This window comes from Parabacteroides sp. PH5-46, from assembly GCF_029892785.1.
Taxonomy (GTDB): Bacteria; Bacteroidota; Bacteroidia; order Bacteroidales; family Tannerellaceae; genus DFXE01.
Map to the genome: position 1 here is coordinate 366,184 of NZ_JARXXA010000001.1, position 21,395 is coordinate 387,578.

Annotated in this window: 16 protein-coding genes; 13 read left to right on the forward strand and 3 right to left on the reverse strand. The window is 43.3% G+C overall.

The window, feature by feature from the left end:
- Positions 1-405: 405 nt before the first annotated feature.
- Positions 406-1,419, reverse strand: a complete 1,014-nt coding sequence (locus M2470_RS01525) for a LacI family DNA-binding transcriptional regulator (RefSeq protein ID WP_348524205.1) — start codon at positions 1,417-1,419, stop codon at positions 406-408.
- Positions 1,420-1,638: 219 nt separating this feature from the next.
- On the opposite strand from M2470_RS01525, the gene M2470_RS01530 reads away from it, so the two are divergent.
- The 7 genes from M2470_RS01530 (at position 1,639) to M2470_RS01560 (ending at position 13,451) form a co-directional block, all read left to right on the forward strand.
- Positions 1,639-4,671 (forward strand): TonB-dependent receptor, encoded by a 3,033-nt coding sequence (locus tag M2470_RS01530; RefSeq protein ID WP_280743069.1) that lies wholly within the window; start codon positions 1,639-1,641, stop codon positions 4,669-4,671.
- A 25-nt stretch (positions 4,672-4,696) separates the two neighbouring features.
- Positions 4,697-6,262, forward strand: coding sequence for a RagB/SusD family nutrient uptake outer membrane protein (locus tag M2470_RS01535; RefSeq protein WP_280743068.1), 1,566 nt, complete (start codon positions 4,697-4,699; stop codon positions 6,260-6,262).
- A 19-nt stretch (positions 6,263-6,281) separates the two neighbouring features.
- A complete protein-coding gene (locus M2470_RS01540) occupies positions 6,282-7,487 on the forward strand; it encodes a SusE domain-containing protein (protein WP_280743067.1) in 1,206 nt (401 codons plus the stop codon).
- Positions 7,488-7,516: 29 nt separating this feature from the next.
- Entirely contained in the window at positions 7,517-8,923 is a 1,407-nt protein-coding gene (locus tag M2470_RS01545; protein ID WP_280743066.1) for a DUF5115 domain-containing protein, read from the forward strand.
- Between the two features lie 74 nt (positions 8,924-8,997).
- Positions 8,998-11,475 carry an alpha-amylase family glycosyl hydrolase gene (locus M2470_RS01550; RefSeq protein ID WP_280764265.1) on the forward strand — a complete coding sequence of 826 codons (2,478 nt, stop codon included), beginning with the start codon at positions 8,998-9,000 and terminating at the stop codon, positions 11,473-11,475.
- A gap of 206 nt (positions 11,476-11,681) precedes the next feature.
- A complete protein-coding gene (locus M2470_RS01555; protein WP_280743064.1) occupies positions 11,682-12,809 on the forward strand; it encodes a family 20 glycosylhydrolase in 1,128 nt (375 codons plus the stop codon).
- A gap of 42 nt (positions 12,810-12,851) precedes the next feature.
- Positions 12,852-13,451: a nitroreductase family protein gene (locus M2470_RS01560; RefSeq protein WP_280743063.1), complete on the forward strand. Its 600-nt coding sequence runs from the start codon at positions 12,852-12,854 to the stop codon at positions 13,449-13,451.
- Between the two features lie 66 nt (positions 13,452-13,517).
- On the opposite strand, the gene menA is transcribed toward M2470_RS01560, so the two are convergent.
- Complete coding sequence (menA, locus tag M2470_RS01565; protein WP_280743062.1) at positions 13,518-14,393, reverse strand: 1,4-dihydroxy-2-naphthoate octaprenyltransferase; 876 nt, start codon at positions 14,391-14,393, stop codon at positions 13,518-13,520.
- Positions 14,394-14,477: 84 nt separating this feature from the next.
- Here menA and M2470_RS01570 point away from each other — a divergent pair, with 84 nt between their 5' ends.
- Positions 14,478-14,885, forward strand: coding sequence for a hypothetical protein (locus M2470_RS01570; protein ID WP_280743061.1), 408 nt, complete (start codon positions 14,478-14,480; stop codon positions 14,883-14,885).
- Between the two features lie 347 nt (positions 14,886-15,232).
- The gene (locus M2470_RS01575; RefSeq protein WP_280743060.1) at positions 15,233-15,439 is read left to right on the forward strand and encodes a hypothetical protein; all 207 of its coding nucleotides are present in this window, start codon (positions 15,233-15,235) and stop codon (positions 15,437-15,439) included.
- A 53-nt stretch (positions 15,440-15,492) separates the two neighbouring features.
- On the opposite strand, the gene M2470_RS01580 is transcribed toward M2470_RS01575, so the two are convergent.
- Positions 15,493-16,836, reverse strand: a complete 1,344-nt coding sequence (locus M2470_RS01580) for an MFS transporter (RefSeq protein WP_280743059.1) — start codon at positions 16,834-16,836, stop codon at positions 15,493-15,495.
- A 232-nt stretch (positions 16,837-17,068) separates the two neighbouring features.
- Here M2470_RS01580 and M2470_RS01585 point away from each other — a divergent pair, with 232 nt between their 5' ends.
- The 4 genes from M2470_RS01585 to M2470_RS01600 are packed head-to-tail and all read left to right on the forward strand — an operon-like array spanning position 17,069 to position 21,334.
- Complete coding sequence (locus M2470_RS01585; protein ID WP_280743058.1) at positions 17,069-17,698, forward strand: ferredoxin family protein; 630 nt, start codon at positions 17,069-17,071, stop codon at positions 17,696-17,698.
- The gene (locus M2470_RS01590) at positions 17,695-18,912 is read left to right on the forward strand and encodes a radical SAM protein (RefSeq protein WP_280743057.1); all 1,218 of its coding nucleotides are present in this window, start codon (positions 17,695-17,697) and stop codon (positions 18,910-18,912) included. Before M2470_RS01585 ends, M2470_RS01590 begins: the two co-directional genes overlap by 4 nt.
- Positions 18,905-20,461 (forward strand): polyprenyl synthetase family protein, encoded by a 1,557-nt coding sequence (locus M2470_RS01595; RefSeq protein WP_280743056.1) that lies wholly within the window; start codon positions 18,905-18,907, stop codon positions 20,459-20,461. Before M2470_RS01590 ends, M2470_RS01595 begins: the two co-directional genes overlap by 8 nt.
- Entirely contained in the window at positions 20,462-21,334 is an 873-nt protein-coding gene (locus M2470_RS01600; protein WP_280743055.1) for a prenyltransferase/squalene oxidase repeat-containing protein, read from the forward strand.
- Positions 21,335-21,395 lie beyond the last annotated feature (61 nt).

The window sequence follows — 21,395 nt, forward strand, 5'->3', positions numbered from 1 at the left end:
TTTATTTAAAAACGAGAGCAACAGACTCAAGAGAAACCCAATGGCAATATATTGAAAAAGTTTTATATTTGTTCTGATATCTATGAAAAAAACAAGGAGATTATGACTACAATTGCTTTTTTTCTGCGTCCTTCGGCGAGGGGTGCAGCTTTTCCAGGGCGTTGAACTGGTATGTATCCATGAGCAGAAAAGATACAATTAACAGCTTTAAAGATAAGTAAAAAATATAACAGGACAAAGCATAGCGTGTAACTATTCTCTATTATATATCAAACGATTAAAGTGAGTAAAAAAACGCATGCGTACTTTTTAAAAATCGCATGCATGCGTTTTTTGAAAAGCTGCCGTGCGATTTGAAAAAAGTACGCATGCGATTTTTAGCTTATATTACTTCGTGTAAAATGACTAGCGGGTGGTCTTGCGGACAACCAGATTAGTTTTGATTATTTTGTTGTTTAGTTGTGTGTCGTTTGTTCCTGATTGTATGCGGTTTAGCAGTAGCTTCATAGCGCTTGCTCCCAACTCGTAGCAATGTTGGTCTACCGAGGTAAGAGGGGGATCGCATATTTCTGTCAGCGAGCTGTTGGTGAAACCACAAACCGACACATCATCGGGTATCTTTAATCCCTTGGATTTTACTATATTCATGATGGCAATGGCGGTTTCATCGTTTACTGCAAAAAAGGCATCCGGCGGATTTGGGAGCGATAACAGCTCAGGAGTCACCGTAAGAGCTTCCTGATAATTATCACAAATCTTCATAATTGATTTGTCTACTTCCAAGCCGTTTTTCCTTAATGCATCTTCATATCCCATCCTCCGGTTGTTGGAAATAGGCAGGTTGGAGGGTGAACCAAAGAACGCAATCCGTTTACAACCAGTTGTTATCAGGTGTTCAACAGCCGTATAAGCTCCGGCATAATCGTCTACCACTACCCTGTCGGTCAGAATACCGGTACAGATACGATCAAAGAAAACCACCGGGATTTCATTGTCTATTAATTCCTGAAAATGATCATATTGATGCGTTTTTTTGGATACGGAAACCAATACACCGCATACCCGGGCTTCCTGAAAAGTTTGTACACCTTTCACTTCTTTTTCATAATCTTCATTACTTTGGCTAATGATTACCCGGTATCCTTCTTTTTCGGCTTCGTCTTCAATACCGGACAAAACAGTAGAGAAAAAATAGTGAACAATTTCGGGAATGATAACTCCTATCATCTTGTTATTCTGAGTCCGCAAACTAGAAGCTAATACATTGGGTTTATATTTGTTTTTCTTGGCATAAGCAACGACTATATCCTTCGTTTCTTGGCTTATATCCGGATGATCAGACAAGGAACGCGACACAGTAGAGGCTGATATATTGAGAGCTTTTGCTATATCTTTAATTGTCAGTTGCCGCTTTTTCATCAGTTTTACATATATAATCCTCAAATATATTAATTCCATATCAGTTGTGCAAACGTTTGCGAGAACGTTTGCGCAAATTTCCAAGGGTTTGTATAAACATTTTAACTCCTTTTTTGGTTCTTTAAATATACCTTTGTCTAACATTGAATACTATTAACATTTCATTGCAGTGCTAACATTTACAAAAGCAATTAGTATAAATCTTAAACAATCTAATGCATGAAAAGAAAAAGAACTTCTTATAATGCAAAACTAATCTTATCGTTGATTATAGGATTAGTTATTTCCTTTACAGCGTTTGCTCAACAAACTACATCCGCTAACGGACATGTAAAGGATTCGAGTGGAGAGCCCATTATAGGGGCGAGTGTCCTTGTGAAAGGGACAACGAACGGAACAGTTACCGATTATGATGGTAACTTTACTCTACAGGTTCCTGTCGGGAGTACGCTTCAAGTTTCTTACATCGGTTACAAACTCCAGGAAATACCATTTCAAGGTCAAAAAAATCTAATAATCATTTTACAAGAAGATGTTGAACTATTAGATGAAGTAGTAGTTATCGGATACGGTACCGTTAAAAAGGACGATGCTACGGGTTCGGTTACAGCTATTAAACCGGACAAAATGAATCGTGGGCTTACCACCAATGCGCAAGACATGATTGCCGGTAAAATCGCAGGTGTCAGTGTTATTTCAGACGGTGGAACTCCCGGTGGAGGGTCTACGATCCGTATTCGTGGCGGCTCTTCTCTTTCTGCCAGTAATGACCCGCTGATCGTGATCGACGGGCTGGCTATGGATAATGAAGGAGTGAAAGGTTTGGCCAACCCTCTATCTATGGTAAACCCTAATGATATCGAAACATTTACGGTATTGAAAGATGCTTCGGCTACTGCTATCTATGGGTCGAGAGCTTCTAACGGGGTAATCATTATTACTACCAAGAAAGGAACAGCAGGTTCCAAACCAAGGGTTACATACGACGGAAACGTGTCTGTAAGCGGTGTTCGTAACACGCTCGACGTAATGAACGGTGACGAATTCCGCAGCTATGTAAACAAGCTGTATGCCGGACAAGACGATATCATTTCTAAATTGGGAACAGCCAATACAGACTGGCAAGATCAGATATACCGCACCTCTATCAGCACCGACCATAATATTAATGTATATGGTGGCTTGAATAATATGCCGTATCGCTTTTCTGTAGGTTATACAAACCAGAATGGTGTTGTAAAAACGTCCGATTTTCAACGTTATACAGTATCAGCCAACATCAGTCCGTCATTTTTTGACAATTATCTGAAATTCAACATCAATGCAAAATACATGCATGCCAAAAACCGCTATGCCGACAATGGAGCGATAGGAGCAGCCGTTTCTTTCGACCCGACTCAGTCTGTATATGGCTCCGGCGAGATGTATCAAAAATACTTCGGAGGCTACTGGCAGTGGGATGTAGACGGTTCGGCATTGAATGACCCTACCTGGAAACGTACATACAATGCGCTGGCTCCTGCCAACCCACTTGCTGTATTAGAACTGAAAGACGACAGCTCAAAAGCCAACAGTTTTGTTGGAAATATCGAAGCTGATTATAAACTGCATTTCTTCCCCGATATACGTTTACACGCCAACTTGGGTGGAGATTTCTCTAAAGGGGAACAAACAACAAATGTTTCTCCTTATTCCGCCTCCAACAACTATTTTGGTTATTATAAGTTTGACGAGACAACAAAATACAATCTTTCACTCAATGCATACGCGCAGTACGTAAAAGATTTTGAATGGAGCAACCTCGATGTAATGGCCGGATACGAGTGGCAGCACTTCCACCGCAAAGGCGAATACAACGAATACGGAACCTATCCTTCTACCAATACGGAATCTCCGGGAGAAAAATACTCGCCAGCTTCTAAAATCTGGAAGACAGAAAGCTATCTGGTTTCCTTCTTCGGACGTGTGAACTACTCCATACTGAACAAATACCTCATTACAGCTACTTTGCGTTACGACGGAACTTCCCGCTTTAACAAAGACAATCGCTGGGGGCTTTTCCCATCTGTAGCTTTGGGATGGAAGATAAAAGAAGAAGGTTTCCTACAGGATGTAGACGTATTGTCAGACCTGAAACTTCGTTTGGGATATGGTATTACAGGACAGCAGAACCTGAATCAGGGAGACTATCCGTATATCCCTACCTATGTGAAGAATGAAGAAGGAGCATACTATCAGTTTGGCGATGAATATATCGGTCTGTATCGTCCGGATGCTTATAATCAAGATTTGAAATGGGAAGAGACTACCACCTATAATGCAGGGCTGGATTTTGGCTTCTTGAACGGACGCATCACAGGATCGTTGGATTACTATTTCCGCAAGACAGACGACCTGATCAATATCGTTGATATACCGGCAGGAACAAACTTCAAGAACCGCGTAATCAGTAATATCGGATCATTGGAAAACAAAGGTTTTGAGTTCTCCATCAATACCAAACCCATCGTAACCAGCGACTTTGTGTGGGATCTTGGATACAACCTGACATACAATGACAACGAAATTACGAAACTAACAGTAGGTAGCGGCGAAGGTTACTATGTAGCTACCGGTGGTATATCTTCCGGAACCGGAAATAATGCGCAGGCACATATGGTAGGCTATCCGGCTTCTTCTTTCTATGTGTACCAGCAGGTATATGACAGCAATGGCAAACCAATAGAGAACCTCTTTGTAGACAGAAACGGAGACGGTATCATTAATAGCGACGACCGTTACATGTACAAGAAGCCAACCGCTGATGTGTTGATGGGATTATCTTCTAAGTTTACTTATAAGAACTTCGACCTTGGCTTCACCTTACGCGCAAGTTTCAACAACTATATGTATAATGATATACAGGCAAATCGTGCCAATGTAGGCGTTTCTGGTATCTGGTCTACTAGCGGTTTCTTCTCTAACCGTCCGAAATCTACGATAGAGACGGGCTTCCAGGGAATAGGAAACTACTACCTTTCTGATTATTATGTACAGAATGCCTCCTTCCTGCGTTGCGATAATATAACGTTCGGTTATTCGTTCCCTACCCTCTTTGGATATCCGGTCAGCGGACGTGCATACGTGACAGGACAAAACCTGTTCGTGATTACCAAGTATGACGGATTGGATCCGGAAAAGAACGACGGTATCGACAACAACATGTATCCTCGTCCTATGGTAGGATTGGTGGGTGTTACGCTCAATTTCTAAGTATTTACCTAAAAACATAATATTCATGAAACTAAGATATATAAAATCAATTCTGTTAAGCCTGTCATTCTGCTTGGCATTGGGATTAACAGCTTGTATTGGCGACCTGGATGTTGATCCGATAGACCCCAGCGTTACACAGGAATTTGACCAGGAAGCCGTATTTGCAAAGATATATGCCACGATGGCGTTGACCGGACAAAAAGGTCCCGATGGAAACGGCGATGTGGATGGTATAGACGAAGGTACATCTGCTTTCTACCGTTTGATATTTACAATTAATGAATATCCTACCGATGAAGTAATCTGCTCATGGGGCGACCCGGGTATACCGGAACTGAATTATATCAACTGGTCGTCTTCTCATGAGATGCTCACCGGTTTGTATGCCCGTCTGAACTTTGATGTTACCTTGTGTAACCATTTTCTGGAAATGACAGACGGAAAGACAGATGATAATACGGTACGTCAAAGAGCAGAAGCTCGTTTCATGCGTGCCCTGAACTTCTACTATCTGATGGATATCTATGGAAATGTACCGTTTACGGAAAAAGTAACCAGTGATTTGCCCGATCAGATTTTGCGTGCAGACTTGTTTAATTATATTGAAAAAGAGTTACTTGAGATAGAATCGGACATGTATGATGCACGTCAGGCTCCTTTTGGCCGCGCTGATAAGGTAGCCAGCTGGCTTCTGTTATCCCGTATGTATCTGAATGCAGAGGTCTATACCGGAACGGCTCGTTGGAGTGATGCAGCTGCCTATGCCAAAAAGGTAATGGACTCAAGCTATCAGCTAAATGCGAATTACGCTCATCTTTTTATGGGCGACAATGATGGAAGCAGTGTGAACCAGTCTCCACAAGAGATTATTCTTCCGATCAGACAAGACGGGCTTAATATCCGTAGTTGGGGTGGTTCGCTCTTTTTGATTGCAGCTACTCACACCGAAGGAATGACCTTGTGGGGTACTACCGAAGGTTGGGGAGGTGTTCGCGCCCGTGCAGCATTGGCTAAAAAATTCTTCCAGGATGGCAATGTACCTACAGGAGATGAAAAGGAAGTAGCCAAAGCGGCTAATGATGATCGCGCCCTGTTTTTCTCTAAAGAACGGACAGTCGAGATAGCTAATGTAAATACCTTTAAAGAAGGCTTGTCTATTGCCAAATTTACGAATATTAGGGCTGATGGCAATGCGTCTAGTGACCCTAAATACACAGATATGGATATCCCGTTCTTCCGCCTGGCAGAAGCCTATCTCACCTATGCCGAAGCGGTTTTACGCTCAGGAGGCGATACTGGTAGTGCTCTCGGTGCCATCAATGCCCTTCGTACACGCGCCCATGCTTCACAACTGGCATCTATTTCGTTAGACAATATATTAGATGAAAAATCCCGTGAATTTTATGCCGAAGGGCATCGTAGAACCGACCTGATCCGTTATGGATACTTTACAGGTGCAGGTTATTTGTGGGACTGGAAAGGTGGTTCGGCACAAGGTACAAGCGTTAGCTCTATCTATAATCTCTGTCCGATACCGGCTTCTGATATGAATGCGAATGAAAAGCTGGTTCAAAACCCAGGTTATTAATCTTAAAAAGAATTGAACAATGAAAAAGATACTAAGTTTCATTATCATACTGGCCGGTATTCTTCCATTCATAGCCTGTGAAGACGACCGGGACTCCAATCCGACGTACACACAGCCAACCTCTTTTGTGTTGAATACACCGGGATTAGCAACAGCTTCTTACGATTTGAGAAATGCAAAGACAGTTGTTCTTACCTGTACGCAACCGGACTATGGTTTTACAGCTGCCACGACCTATAGCGTAGAAATTTCGCTTAACGATACATGGACAGGCGAAACAGAAGATGTAGCAGCTACCTATATGGCTCTTACGGACAATTACACACAAGCCAAGCTGGAAGTTAGCGCTGAAGAAATAGACAAGGTAATTGTACAGCTATCCAAGTGGAGCAGCGAAGGCGATGCACCGGACTCAGATATGAATATCTTTGTTCGCCTGAAAGCAACAGCAGATGCTTCTTTGCCGGCTATTTATTCCAACTCTGTAAAGCTAACGGTTCTGCCCTATTATATTGAATTGAAAGACGCTGCTCCTAGCTTCTTCTTCCTGATTGGTAACTATGTAGGAGGTTGGGATACCAATATGAAAGATGTTGGAACATCATTAATCCCTATGAGCCTTGTCAGCAATTACGAATATGACAAGAAGACAGGTGTTGGTAAATTCACTTATACAGAGTATTTTGAAGCAGCCACAAGCAACAATGGATTCAAACTGATCGGCATGATTGATGGTGCAATAAGCTGGAACGAACAATGGGGTAATGGCGAAGACGGTGACCTGCCGGGCAACACCGACTTGCAGCACTTACACAACGAAGGAGGCAACCCGGGACACTTGGGCGTATCCGAATCCGGATGGTACAAGATAGACGTAGATGATGTAGCAAAAACATTGGCATTTACCAAATTAGTAGATGAACCTAAGGCATACAGCTCCATTCAGTTACTGGGTGACTTCAGCGGATGGGAAGAAAACGCAGTAGACATGATCAATATCGCTAATACAACTCATAGCTGGACTGCTACCGTTACATTCGACACGGAAGGTACTGTTAAGTTCAGAGCCAATGCAGGCTGGGATACCAACTGGGGGAACAATGACGGCAAATTTCCATTTGCTCTTGGCGACCCAGGAGGCGACAATATACCGGTACAACCTGGAACATACATTGTTACATTCAACGATATAGAAGGTAGTTACGCATTCTTTATCCAGGAATAACAGAAGGTTAATCTTAAAATGAAAATCAAATGAAAAAGTTATCATTATATTTTATATTGCTCCTCATAATCACAGGCTTTTCAGCCTGTGACGAGGATTTCAACAAAGATATTGCCGATCCGCAAACGAATGAGCCCGAAACGGCAATGGATGTAAACTTCCAGATAGCCAACCTCGAGGCGGCATACGACTTGAATGGCATTACTGAGGATCGCTTTAGTATCCTGAAAAGCTCGTCTTCCCCTGCAGTAGAGGAAGGGGCTGCCGTTAGCTATGAACTTCATTTCTCCCCAACAGAAGATGGTGCAGGAAAGATGATGGCTGTCAGCGAATTATCAAACGGTAATTTTACAGTAGATACAAAGGACATCCAGACTATCATTGAGAAAATGTTCGACAAACGCCCTGTAGCAAGAGAAATCTTTGTAAAAGCGATCTCACGCATACAACCGGGAGACGGACAGGTAGTATTGGTTCAATCCAATCAACTGAAAGTGACTTTAACTCCCAAATCTTCGGTTATCGAGTCGGCTTATTACCTGATTGGTGACATGAATGGTTGGAACCCTGAAAATGTAACCAAATTCGGCCATAGCGGAAACGATGTGTATGAAGATCCGATATTCTCAATCTTACTGGAAGTAGGAGCTAATACCTACTTTAAAATAGCTCCGCAAAGCGCTGTAGACGCATTGGCGGCAGGAGGTGATTTCTGGGGTGCCGTAATAGGAACAGCTATCGACGGAGACGCATCCCTGACAGGAGGCATCGTTACAGAGAACGCGCAAGCGATGAAGATAGAGAGTGCAGGCTACGTGCGGATAACACTGAACATGGAAGAGTACACCTACACCATCGAGCCTATCAGCTTCAATCCGAATCTGTATGTACCGGGTAATCACCAAAGCTGGAATCCAGCTACGGCTCCTACCCTCTACACCGAGAAAATGGATATGGTGTACGAAGGCTTTGTGTATCTGGATGGTGAGTATAAATTTACATCGGAACCCAACTGGGACAATACAAATTACGGTAAGGGAGACGCAGGCAAACTCAGTACAGACGGAGGAGCTGGAAACCTTAGCGCAGAAGCAGGTTTCTACTACCTGAAAGCCGACCTGAACCTGCTGACCTATCAGCAAACAAAAACCGATTGGGGACTCATCGGAAGCGCTACGCCGGGCGGATGGGATAGCAGCACACCGATGACATACGACAGGGATACGAATACCTGGAGTGTGAAGGTAGCCATGACAGGCGGTGACGAATTCAAATTCCGTGCCAACGATGCCTGGGATATCAACATGGGAGGAAGCCCTGACAAGCTGGTATCCAACGGAGGCAACATCAAAGTAGATGCTTCGGGAACCTATCTGGTGAGCCTGAAACTCTTAAACCCGATGGCAGGATACACCTGTACGATCGTTAAGCAATAATATATTTATTATACAATACTAAGACACAGAGAAGAAAACACTCTGTGTCTTAGTGTTTTTTATTCAAATTTACCATGAAAAAAGTCTTATTCTTACTGTTCTTCCTGCCTTACATACTCCAGGCTCAGCTTATTACTACACAGCCGGAAGTACTTACGGAAAATAAAAAAGCTACGATTATCTTTAATGCAGCCGAAGGGAATAAAGGCTTGATTGATTTTACAGGAGACGTATATGCCCATACCGGAGTAATTACGGATAAAAGTACCTCCGGTGGCGATTGGAAATATGGTCCCTCCAAATGGGGCGACAACAGCAGCAAATATAAACTCACATCCTTGGGTAATAATCTGTGGCAATTAGATTTAACCCCCAATATACGAAACTATTATGGTGTACCGGAAGGAGAAACCATCCTGAAATTAGCCTTTGTATTCAGAAGCGCTGACACCTTTAAAGAAGGAAAAGATACAGGAAACGGAGATATCTTCATTACGCTCAACGAGAGTAGCTTTACACCAACTCAACCCATTGTAAAACAACGCCCTGCCAACCTAACAGACGGTATAAATTACATTGACAACCAAAGCGCCACACTCCTCCTTTACGCTCCGGGAAAGAAGCATGTTCACTTGATGGGCGATTTCAACGACTGGAAGAAAGACAACACGTATCAACTATATAAAGACGGCGATTACTGGTGGTTTACACTGAATGGCCTGGAAAAAGGAAAGGAATATGGCTTTCAATACCTGATAGACAACGACTTCAAGATAGCCGATGCCTATACCGAAAAGATATTAGACCCTAACTATGACAAGGATATTCCGGCAACCACCTACCCTGCTCTGCAGGCTTATCCGCTTCAGACGGAAGGGATTGTTTCTATCCTGAAAACAGGCAAGCAAGCCTATAACTGGCAAACGAAAAGCTACTCCGTAGCTCCCAAAGAAGACTTGGTAATCTACGAACTGCTGATACGCGATTTCACCAAAGAAGGTACTATCAAAGCAGCACAGGCAAAGCTGGACTACCTGCAAGCATTAGGGGTAAATGCCATCGAACTGATGCCTATCCAGGAGTTTGACGGGAACGACAGTTGGGGCTACAATCCCTGCTTCTTCTTTGCGGCAGACAAGGCCTACGGCACACCGGATGATTATAAAGCCTTTATAGACGAGGCACACAAGCGCGGAATAGCTGTTTTACTGGATGTTGTGTTCAATCATGCTACCGGACAGCACCCCTTTGCCCGCCTGTATTGGGAGGATAACGCTCCGGCAACTGACAACCCCTGGTTCAACCGCTCGGCGCCGCATCCTTACAATGTTTTCAACGATTTCAATCACGAATACACCGGTACGCGTGCCTTCTTCAAGCGGGTATTGACGCATTGGATCAATGAATACAAGATAGACGGTTTCCGATTCGACCTGACTAAAGGTTTCACACAGAAGCAATCCACAGAGTCTACAGCCGGGAACTACGATGCTTCACGCATCGCCATCCTGAAGGACTATAACAGCCATATAAAATCTGTAAAGCCTGATACTTACGTGATTCTCGAACATTTTTGCGAGAACAAAGAAGAGAAAGAGCTGGCCGAAGCTGGCATGATGCTGTGGAACAATGTAAACCACGCCTATTCGCAAAGCCTGATGGGCTGGAAAGAGCAGAGCGACTTAACGTCAGGTAGTTATACCTACAGAGGCTGGACTATCCCCGCCTTAATCACATACGCCGAAAGCCACGACGAAGAACGCTTGGTCTATCGCGCGAAAACCTGGGGTAATTGGAGTATGAAAGACGACAAAGCCTTGCAAATGAAGCGCTCGGCGCTGGATGCCGCCTTCCTGTTCTGCACCCCGGGACCCAAAATGATCTGGCAATTTGGCGAACTGGGCTATGATATCTCTATCGACTATAACGGCCGAACCGGCAAAAAGCCCGTCCACTGGGAGTATTACGATGATACAGAGCGGAAAAAGCTATACGAAACCTATAGCGCCTTGCTGAAGTTTCGCGCCGAAAACGCCTCCCTGTTCTCAGCACCCGTTTCGGTAGATATGCAAACAGCCATAGCCAACTGGAGCGGCGGACGCGCCATTCGCCTGAAAAGCACAGATAAAGAGTTGGTCTTGCTGGGCAACTTTATAGAGTCAAGCATTGATATACCTGCCGGATTCACCTCTACGGGCACCTGGGAAGAGTTGTTTACAGGCGAATCCCTTAACATAACGGAGGCAAACAAGAATAGCGCGATAACACTTGCCCCCCACTCTTTCAAGCTGTTTACGCCAAAGAACTTGACAGCCAACGAAAGTGTAGCAGCTGAGCGCTCTGTACAGGTATATTATGATAAGAGCAGTAGCCAAATTCGGGTCAATAGCCCGCATCCCGTTGAGCAGCTAAGTATCTATAATATAAGTGGTACATTGGTGAAAAAATGGAAAGCCGTTTCTACATATAGCGTTTTAGACCTTCCTTCAGGAATGTACATTGTTGAAACACAGGTATTAGGCTCGCGATATTACGACAAGTTTATCCGATGACAAGCTGATTTTTTTGGTTGCCGACATATGTCAGCAATTCTGCCGATAATTATCAACAAGCTTGCCGATAATTGTCGGCAGGCTTGTTGATAATTATCGGCAACCAAAAACAAAAAAAAGTTATACTTAAAAGTGAGGATATGTGGAATATATTGCTTACTATTGAAGGTTAAATAATCTATTCACTAATCACATTATCCATTATTATGAAACGCTATCTATTCTCTATTCTTTTATTAGTGAGCAGTTTGAGTACTGCATTAATGGCACAGACCCAAGTAGATAAACTAGACAGTACACTTCCCGTACGCGGACTGGCCATTGCTGCTCCCATGCAGCAGGACCTGGATTTGTTTATCAAATTTATCGATAAAGAGCTGGCATCCGGGCATTTTAACCTATTGATTCTGAGGGTTGACTGGAATTATGCTTATGAAAGTCACCCGGAACTGAAAGACCCGAATCCGCTGACAAAGCAAGATGTAAAACGAATTGTTGCTACCTGCCGGAAGCATGGAATCCGCCTGGCTCCGCAAATCAACCTTCTGGGGCATCAATCCTGGGCAGAGACAACGTATGCTTTGTTGCGTGAATATCCGGAGTTTGACGAAACCCCACATGTTGACACCAAGAATTATACACCTTGGCCCAATCCTGACGGTTTATATTGCAAAAGCTATTGTCCGCTACATCCCGGAGTACATAAAATAGTCTTTGCTTTGGTAGATGAGTTGATGGACGTATTTGAAACCGATCTGTTCCATGCCGGAATGGACGAAGTATTTTACATTGGCGATGATAAATGCCCTCGTTGCAGCGGACATGACAAGGCGGAATTATATGCCGGAGAAATAACCAAAATACAGAATCACCTGACATTAAAAGACCGTAGATTAATGATTTGGGGCGACCGCCTGATAGACGGTAAAACAACCGGAATCGGCGCTTGGGAAGCTAGTATGAACAACACACACCGGGCAATCGACCTGATTCCGAAAGAAGTATTTATCTGCGACTGGCATTATGAGCGCCCGGACCAGACGGCTGTTTACTTTGCCATGAAAGGCTTCGACGTAGCTACCTGCCCCTGGAGAAAACCAGAGATAGCTATGGAGCAATTAGACGATATGCTTCGCTTCCGCAAACACTCTACTCCTGCGATGACATCACACTTCCAAGGTATAATATCTACTGTATGGTCGGATGCCGGACGCTTCCTGAAAAGCTATTACGACCCGGCTCTCAGCACACAAACCGTGTCGGATGCCCTGACCGTAAAACGCCTGATCGAAGCTTACAAATCAATGGAGGCCGGAACCTTTTCGCTACCTTGATTGTTCATTAAATACGAATGAACAAATTAAGAGTAAAAAAGTATGAAAAATTGGATGAAAGCAATCGAAAATAGGAGATCATATTACAGTATAAACGATAAGAGCCCTATTTCTGATAAAGAAATTAAAGAGTTGATAGACTTTGCAGTACTTCATGTACCGTCGGCATTTAATTCGCAAACAGCAAGAGTGGTATTGTTATTAAACGATCATCATAAAAAGCTGTGGAATATCGTGAAAGAAGCGCTTAGATCGCATGTGCCGGCAGAGGCCTTTCATGAAACAGAAGCCAAAATAGACAATACTTTCGGTGCGGGTCATGGCACAGTCCTTTTCTTTGAAGATGAGTCTGTTGTAGAAGGTTTGCAGAAGGCATTCCCCTCCTACAGCCAGAATTTCCCGGTATGGTCTCAACATACATCGGCCATGCATCAGTTTGCTATCTGGACCTTACTGGAAGCCAATGGTTTCGGTGCCTCTTTGCAACATTACAATCCGCTGATTGACGCAGAAGTGGCCAAAGCATGGAACATCAATTCCAAATGGAAACTGGTAGCCCAAATGCCCTTCGGAACCCCTGTAAACGAACCCGGACCCAAAGAGTTCCAGCCACTGGAAAACAGAAGCATCGTTTTTGAGTAATCAGACAAGATTATCTACATATAAATGAGGCTGTTTCAGCATAGACTGAGGCAGCCTCATTATCATTTATCCAACGGGTATTAGTAATAAGGCGATCAGGAGGAGCGTAAAAAGAAGAACGTTTCGGGCAGTGTGTCCGAGGGTTTTGTTTAGCTCGCGTCCCTGAAGGCGGGATAGTTGCTGCCAGGTACTCCAGAAGAGTAGGAAAAAAGTGGCAAACAGTAGTTCCATCCACCAATTGACTTGTATAAGCAGGGGGAGAATCAGCAATAGAGCCAGTATGCCATTGGCCAGATAGAATATCTTTCCGAATGTGCGTCCGAATAAGACAATACTGGTGCGTTTTTTGCTGGCTTTGTCTTGCTCATAGTCTCTGTAATTGTTTACTATCAGGATATTAATAGATAAAAAACCTACGGACAGAGATAACAGAAATGACAGAAGACTGAAGGATGTAGCCTGCACATAATAGGTAAAGCAAACCGGGATTATTCCGTAAAACAGTAAGACACATACATCTCCTAAGCCATTATAAGCCAAAGGAAATGGGTCGGCAGAATAGGCCAATACGCAAACAGCAATAGCAATACCTACAAAGATCAGTTCCCAACCGGCATAATAGAGTACTCCCAGGCCACAAACACAAGCCAAACCCAGCATAAGCAGTGTTCCTTTCAGCATAGCCCGAGGGCTGATCCATCCAGAAGCTACTGCCCGTTCAGGACCTAAGCGGTCTTCTCCGTCGGCACCTTTTTTATAATCAAAATAATCGTTAGCCAGGTTGCTGGCTATTTGGGCAAAAAGTGCAACCAAAAGGCAGAGAACAGCCAGCTGCCATTTAAATACCCCGTCACGGTAAGCCAAAGCGCATCCCAAAAGTACAGGACTAACAGAAGCAGTCAAAGTACGGGGCCTTGCGGCCAAAATCCAGTATCGTATCATCGTTTTTTTGTCTTTTAGCCACAAAAGTAAAACAAATAGCACATTTAATGGTTCTATATAAAGAAAACATGCTATGTTTGCAACATGAGAAACATTCTTTTCATAACAGGTATATTAGCCCTTTACTTATTGTTTACCTCTTATCAACCGGAGGAAACGATAGGAGCAAATCGGACTCTGACGGAACAAGGAGCGGTTATGCAGGAAAAGAATGCCCTGACGGATATGCACCATCGGCTGGAAATACTCAGCAATGATCTGAAAAGCCGGAATTTCCTGACCCCCAGAAGGAATGTGCAGACCATCCATTTCAACGTGAATATTAAGATATTTAAAAACACATTACGAACACTCCAGCTCTTTCGTCTGAAAGAAAAAGAGCAACTGTTTAAAGTGTCTGAGTTTGTTTCTGAATGTCAAACCATAAATTATACTGCTCTCCTTTGCCGTAAGGGATATCTCATATATGCCTTGCGGAAAATCATTATTTGATTTTTAATAAACAAGCTTATTAATCTTGTATGAAAATCCTTGTTTTCGTACAAACGTTGTTGTGCTTAACCCGTACAACCTATTTTACTATGTTATTTATTAAATATCAAATCATTATGGAAGCAAAGAAATCAAAAAAAGGTATTTATTTATCTGTTGTACTTACAATAATAGGCTGTGTATTAGCCTGTAGTTCAATTATCACAAATGATTATATCAAATTAATCGTAGTACTGATATCTCTATGTGTCGGTTTATATGGCATTATGAGAGGGCTGAGTAGCCCTCCAGCCAAAGTATCGGAGAATGAGTAATCTTATAAACGTTGAATCATAAAATCTAAATTTATGCGTATTAACAAAGATCTGGTAGATGCAGTTATGATGCTGGCATTTATCATATTAGTGCTTGTCTGGACAACTGAGTTTGACAACCATGCCGGGAAGAATATCCTGATGGGAATACTTGGTGGAGTTAGTGTATTAATGCTTGTCTTCCGCGTTTTAGGAGGCCGTCAGCCCGAAGAGACACCCGACGAAGGCTTTGAGCATTAAACTGATATAAATAAAAAAAGATGTCCGATAACTTATTTCGGACATCTTTTTTTTTATTTTTTCTTCACTAGAAAGACAGCGGCGGCAGCAAAGAACAGGAAGAAGCCTCCGGTAAGAAGCGCGTAAATCGTATGCCCGCTGTAAATATTACGTACAATCCAACCATGGATTACTCCATTGGTGATTTGTGGAAGTGTAATAAAGAAATTGAAAATCCCCATATAGGTCCCCATCTTTTCAGGGGGCAGATTATCCGAAAGAATAGCATAAGGCATAGCCAGTATACTGGCCCAGGCTATCCCAATCCCAATCATGGATATGATCATCATATTTGTATCTGTAAGCAAGTAGAGCGATATCAGTCCGGCTCCACCTAAGCATAAACACACAGCATGCGTCATCTTCCTTCCGATACGCTTGGCTATCGGAATAAGCAATAAAGCAAACAGCATGGCTACGAAATTGTAGATACCAAACAACTCTCCTACTTTGTCACCAGCCGTGGCATAGCCTGAAGAGGCCGGATCGGGAGAAGCGTAGACATGTTCAGCCAATGCCGGAGTAGTATATACCCACATCGAATATAAGGCAAACCAGGCAAAGAACTGGCAAAGCCCCAGCTGCCACATTACTTTAGGCATGTGGGCGATATCGTGCATAATCTCCATAAATCCGGAACGCTTCTTGGTGTCGGTTGCTGTAGCCCTGCCTTCGTTAAACTCAGCCATTTCCTGGGGCGAATACTCTTTTGTTTTCAAGATAGTCCACAATACACTCAGGAATAAAATGGCAGCCCCTGCATAAAAGGCATATTTTACATTATCGGCTACTTCGCCTGCCACAGCTGTATTGGAGAAGCCAAACGCTTTGTGCATGATACTGGGAAGCCACGAACCTACAACAGCACCTATACCAATAAGGAAGGTCTGAATAGAGAAACCGGTAGTGTGCTGCTCATCAGGCAACATATCCCCTACCAATGCCCGGAAGGGCTCCATCGTAATATTAATAGATGCATCCATGATCATCAGCATACCTGCACCGATAAGCACAGGTGAGAGGATGGCATGGGTTGTTTCGGGAGAAAGAAATAACCCGGCATTAGGCATCAGTACCAACGCAATAGTAGTTAAGATAGCCCCTACCAGAAAGAAAGGACGCCGTCTACCGAGCTTACACCAGGTACGATCCGAATAATGTCCTACTATCGGCTGTATGATCATACCGGTTAGAGGAGCAGCCAGCCAGAAAAGGGATAAGTGTTCAACATCAGCTCCATAGGTTTGCAGAATACGGCTTGAATTGGCATTCTGAAGGGCAAACCCAAACTGGATTCCCAGAAAGCCAAAGGTCATATTCCATATCTGCCAAAAACTCAAAAACGGTTTCTTTTTCATGATATCTTTTTTGTGGTTGCAACAAAGATAATTGGATTTTTCGTGTTAATCCCTCTGTTTTTCTTTTTCACGAAAAAAAATAGACGGCTATAAATTAATAATTGCATATTTGTATTATAATACCATATGAAATACGATAAGACGACTCATGCAAAATAGAAGAATAACAATCTGTGCTTGTTCCTCCCGATCATTCATTGATAAAGAGAAAGTTGCCGTCATAGCATCTGCCATGAAAAAAGAAGGATATGATGTGGTGGTAAAGGCCGATTTGTGCCGGATGGTCATGCAATCATCTTCTGAATTAAAGGAGATGGCTACAGGTGTCATGATGGCTTGTTATCCACGGGTTATGCGTTCTCACTTTGATTGGCTGGGGATAGAAAACGGACAATTTGTTGATATACGCAATCACAGCAGCGAAGAGGTGCTTCAGCAGTTTAATATATCCTGTTCAACGCTTGATGGACTGGACGATAAAGAAGAGATACTGAGGGAAATAAAAGCATTTCCTGTAGAAGAAGGAACCGATGCCTGGTATCCTGTACTTGATAAAACAAAATGTACGGAATGTGGCAAATGCCATGATTTCTGCCTGTTTGGAGTCTACACAGTCGAAAATAAGCAAGTAAAGGTGGTACAACCACAAAACTGCAAGAATAATTGTCCGGCTTGTGCCCGGATGTGTCCGAACAAAGCGATTATCTTTCCTAAGTACGAAAAGTCACCAATCAACGGAGGAATAGACCCGGAGGAAACTTTTGATTCGCAGGAAATGGACATTATGTATCGTGAGCGACTGAGAATGAAGCTACAACAACGAAGAGCCAGTGTGCCACTTTTAAAAGAAGACGACAAATGACATTCAGAGAATATACCGCTACGGCTAAGGCTGCATTGAGGGTTCCCCGTGAATCTTCTCCCCGCCTGGTTTGGAAATTTATGTACAATTTCGGGTGGAAAAGCATGCGGAATATCAGTCGGTTTGAAAAGAGGCAAGCCAAAGGAGCTCCCTTCTTTCCGGCTTTTGTCATGATTTCCGTTACAGAAAGTTGTAATCTGGCCTGTAGTGGCTGCTGGGTTACCGAAGGAGGCAGAAGAGCTTTGACTAATAAGCAATTAGACAGTATTATTACCAGTTGCAAGAAGAAAGGTTCCTATTTCTTCGGCATATTGGGAGGTGAACCTTTGATGTATAAAGAATTACTGAGTATACTGGAGGGACATCCCGATTGTTATTTCCAGTTATTCACCAATGGGGTTTTGCTGACAGATGAAGTGGCCAGGCGTCTCAAAAAAATGGGAAATGTAACCCCCTTGATCAGCATTGAAGGGCTAAAGGAAGAAAGCGATGCCCGACGCGGAAAGAACGACGTATTTGAACGGACTTTGGCCGGCGTTCGTGCCTGCCGGAAGGCCAAACTGATCTTCGGGGTAGCTGCCAGTATCTGCAAGAGCAATTATAACGATTTGGTAAACCGTGAATATATAGAACTGTTGGCTAAGGAAGGGGTTCATTATTTATGGTATTACCTGTACCGTCCTGTAGGGGCAAATCCGAATCCTGATAATGCCTTGGATAAAGAGCAAGTATTGGCTTTCCGCCGCTTTATTGTTGAGCAACGCAGAGATGCCCCTCTTTTCATTATTGAAACCTATTGGGATGATAAGGGCAATGCCCTATGCCCCGGAGCTACAGGGATGAGCCACCATATATCACCTTCCGGAGCTGTTGAATTCTGCCCTCCTATTCAGATGGCAATAGATTATGTGAATGGAGAAGGATCGAATCTGGTAGAATTGTTTGAAAACTCTACATTCCTGGCGGATTTCAGGAAGATGACAGCTGAAAGTTCACGAGGTTGTATTCTCTTGGAAGACCCACAAAAAATGGTAGAGTTCCTGGAAAAGCATCAGGCTATCGACGGAACAAGCCGGGGCAATGTGCTGGAAGAATATAAGAAGATGGCTCCCTCTGCCGGACACAACCAGGAAGGACAGGAGATTCCGGAAGAGAATATCTTTTATAAACTGGTAAAAAAGAAGTATTTCTTTGGATTTGGTGCCTATGGATAACAAGCAGATATATAACGTTCCACAGAGCAATAAAGAGCGGAATAACTTGCGAAGCCTGATCGATCAGTTTGTGAGTAATCGCTTGCTAACTCCTCCTTTGTCCATGGAAGACCTCTATTTGCTTTCGGATCAGCTGATTGAAGAACACAAGCTTGATACCGGAATAAAAGGTTGGATTATGGTAGAGGTGAATAACTGCATCTGGCGTGATACGGTAGCCTCCATCCCTTATGACAAACGTATTTTGCTACTTCCCAAATGCCTGAGTAATTCAAAAAATTGCAAGGCCGATGTAGATGAACTCGGACTCTTATGTTACAGATGTAAACATTGCTCTATCCCTGATTTGCAGGATAAAGCGGAGAGTCTGGGTATGATGAGCATTGTGGCTGAAGGCTTTACTTCTGTTATTGGTTTGATAGAGAACCGGGTGGTTGATACGGTAATCGGAGTAAGCTGTCTTGATTCCTTGGAAAAAGCCTTTCCTTTACTGATAAACAATGCTGTGCCGGGACTGGCTATCCCCTTGAACAGGGCAGGCTGTAAGGATACGGATGTAGATTATGATTATGTCAGCCAAATGATTAGCCTTCGCTCGGATAAAGACGCGAATTTCCTGGATTATGATCATTTGAAATCTACTTTGCAGGCATGGTTCTCCAAAGAAAATATAGCTTCGCTTCTTGCTTCTTCTGATGATCAGACCAGTATGATTACACGGGACTGTCTGGCGGGTGACGGCAAGCGCTGGAGACCTTACTTATTGGCTTCTACTTATCTGGCTTTAAGTGGAGAAAAGGAAATTCCCGACAAGGTACGCCTGGCAGCTATTGCCGTAGAATGCTTTCATAAAGCCTCACTGGTGCACGACGATATACAGGATAACGACAATCTGCGCTATGGCAAACCTACTGTTAATGCCCAATATGGTGTTCCTATTGCCATCAATGTAGGTGATATGCTGTTAGGAGAAGGCTATCGTTTACTTACAGATTGTGGCAATATGGAGTTGGTAAAGGTAGCGGCAGAAGCGCATATAGCTCTTTGCAAAGGGCAGGGAACGGAACTGGAATGGAGCAGAAATCCCCGCATATTAACGATGGATTTCGTACTGGATATCTTCTGTAACAAAACAGTTCCTGCATTTGATGTTTCGCTTATTATGGGAGTTCTCTGTGTGGGTAACGACAAGCAGCTGACTACTACTCTGCATAACTACTCCCGTGCCCTGGGTATTGCCTATCAGTTGCAAGACGACATGGAAGATTTTGAAACCGAACATCCCGTAGCCTTACGTCCCTCTGCCGTATTGGCTATAATCTGTGAACAATGCCGGGACGATCAGTTTATTGACTCTCTGATGACTTGTGCAGACCTGAAAACATTCCTGAACCTTGCAGAGAATAAACCCTTGCTGGAAGAGGCGCTACGTCAGGTAAAACAAAAGGCTGAACAGTATCATAAGGAAGCATTGGATGCTTTGCACGAAATCACAAATATAGAATTGAAGCGATTACTCTTCCGTGTAACCCAGCGAATATTGAAGTAAATGAAAGAAACAATATCCATAAGGTTATTCAATACCCTGCAAAAGGGAAAAGGGCAACTGGGAAGAGAGGCGCTTCAGAGAATCGTATGTTTTCTTGAATCACAACGTACGGCAGAAGATTCATTTATCGGCAAAAGCGGGAAGGCGGATCTGTATTATACCTTGTTTGGCTGGATGTTATCCTATGTTTTAGGTATAAGGCTTGACCCACAAAAGACAGCTTTATACCTGGCACAACAGGATGTTAATAGTCTGGATTTGATACATTATGCGGCCTATATACGTTGCCGGATGATCAATAATTTGACAAATAAAGGGAAAGTAGGCTTGCTGTTCAGTAGCTTGTTTTCAAAAGCTGTCAGGGAGCTGGAAAGCTTTCATAGCTTGCCGCACAACGATCCACAGTCTCCTTATACCTGGTTTGTGTGGCTTTCCATCTTAGAAGATACAGGCAATAAGATATCAGGCAAGGATGAAATACCAGAGGCTTTGTCAGCATACCATTTGCCAGAGGGAGGATATATGAATACCCAGGACGGCCTGACAGCCACAACAAATGCTACGGCTGCGGCTCTGGCTGTCATTGGCCAATTAGTAGGATACAAAGAAAATACAGATATAAACTACGTAAGGGATTTACAAGAAGAGTCCGGCGGTTTTAAAGCAGCGGAAGCCTCACCGGTTCCCGATCTGCTTTCTACGGCTACCTCTCTTCTTATTCTGAGCAACTATGGTGTCAAACCCAAGTACCCTGCCAAAGACTTTATTGAAGCTCACTGGCTGGACTCAGGAGGCTTTTCTGCCACCTTACTGGATGATAAAAGTGATGTAGAATACACATTCTATGGACTTTTAGCATTGGGTAGCATGTAGTTTAATTGAAAATTGAAAGTTGAAAATTGAAAACGGAAGAATTTAATCCCCCCTTTAGGGG